Annotated in this window: 2 protein-coding genes; both read right to left on the bottom strand. The window is 48.8% G+C overall.

What is annotated here, in order from left to right; all coding sequences use genetic code 11:
• Positions 1 to 322 precede the first annotated feature (322 nt).
• Positions 323 to 1,183 (bottom strand): transposase, encoded by an 861-nt coding sequence (locus PKO02S_RS31960; protein ID WP_127589324.1) that lies wholly within the window; start codon positions 1,181 to 1,183, stop codon positions 323 to 325.
• Between the two features lie 142 nt (positions 1,184 to 1,325).
• A partial coding sequence (locus PKO02S_RS33040; RefSeq protein ID WP_218033998.1) for a hypothetical protein occupies positions 1,326 to 1,638 on the bottom strand: 313 nt, incomplete at its 5' end.

Genomic DNA, 1,638 nt, shown 5'->3' with positions numbered 1-1,638 from the left:
CTCAAACAATTTGATATAGCCTGACCAAGGTGCTCTTGAAAAACCGAGTCATTACCCAGTCCGAAATCCCGACTCATACACGATTCAACGTCCGATATCTCGACTCATATGCGATTTCAATTCGTGCACGACGGCAACTTTGCCTTCTCCTCATCCCATCTACACCTCCCTATGGCCACTATCCCCGTCACTCAGGAGAATCAACATGGGGCAGCTAGGTCGAGCATAGGGTGGAGATTTTGACGAAATAGCTTCGTGCAAGATTAGTAGGGTTTAGTCGCGGGCGGTACTACAAGATTGCATCAGGAAACAAACCAAACACCTAAGCACATTGTGTAAGGGCTCGATAAGTGATTCGAGAAGAAGTCAAACATAGTTTTGCAAGAGATGGGAAAGGAGGGCACTGCTGCAGGGACAAATTAAATCGATAGCCGAACTCGTCTAAGTATGCTTGAAGATGTTTGGGGCCGAGCCCGTGGTAGGTCTTGTTCAGTACCGAGCAGGCTTGCCTGGCGATTTTGAGAATAGGAGGAAACCGTTTGACGGCGAATCGGGCGGCGGGGATGGATTGAACATCGTAGGTTGAAGTAGAGTCTACAAATTGCTCTTGGAAGGATGCGATTCCGGAACGTAGGACGGCATGCCCGCGAAAGTCCGCCAGATCGACCTTCTCAAACTTTACGCGAATAGGCAGACCATTCCCGTCCAGCATGGCACCAACAAGTATGGGATGCTCCTGGGGATGGTGAAGGAAACTGGGGTTATGAGGACGTCCGTAACAGGCTGCATGGATGCGAACGATCCCACATAGCACCGTCTCGCCTTCACTCAAGCTCATGGCACAACGAATTTTATGGAGAATCAGCCAAGCGGTCTTGTAGGTTACCTCAATGATCTTGCATAATTCAAGGGCGGAAATGCCTCTTTCACGAGTGACAAGCCCGATCGCAGTAAACCATTTTGGGAGTGAGGTACGGCTGCCTTCCATGATGGTTCCGGTCAAAAGCGAAGCCTGATAATTGCAATTTCTGCATTCGAAAAGCGGGAGCCTGCGAGAAGTAATTGTATAGTAATCCCCGGATCCACAACGAGAGCACTGGTAACCTTCAGGCCATTTTGAGCGAAAAATAAACTCCGTACAGGACTGCTCTGACTCGAATTGCTCGATTGCAAAATCGATCATGCCACACCTCCAGAATAGGAACAAGTGTTCTAGTTCTCTTCATTATAGCAAACATTCGTTCTCGTGGCAAATCAATTAGTCGGTATTTTTCTTATCAATCCAATCAGCTCAACTGAGCGGTCGGGATAATGGAACAAGGGGGTTACTCGTGGGAAAGGTTGTTTATAGGTAGACGCTTTGCGGCTAGATGGAAGTATTTCTGAGCGGAAGGGATAATGGACCAAAGGAGAGTTCTAGGGGCGAAGGGCTTGGGGTGTAGATGGTAGAATAGTGCTGATTGGGCTGATGGGAAGATCTTGATGGGTGCGCTTAACTTGATTGCATGACTGAGCGAGCGGGATAGTCGAGCAAAGGGAGAAAAAGGGAGCAAGGGAAACAAGGGAAACAAGCAGAGCAGATCGAGCAGATCGAGCAGATCGAGCAGAGAGAGCAGAGAGAGCAGATCGAGCAGAGAG

Origin of the sequence: Paenibacillus koleovorans NBRC 103111 (assembly GCF_004000845.1) — a bacterium.
Taxonomy (GTDB): Bacteria; Bacillota; Bacilli; order Paenibacillales; family NBRC-103111; genus Paenibacillus_AA; species Paenibacillus_AA koleovorans.
The sequence above is the reverse complement of the archived record's forward strand: the minus strand, read 5'-3'. Positions and strand labels throughout refer to the sequence as shown.

Excerpts from the sequence above, each read along its gene's own strand:
- PKO02S_RS31960 (WP_127589324.1), bottom strand. The coding sequence starts at position 1,183 with ATGATCGATTTTGCAATCGAGCAATTCGAGTCAGAGCAGTCCTGTACG.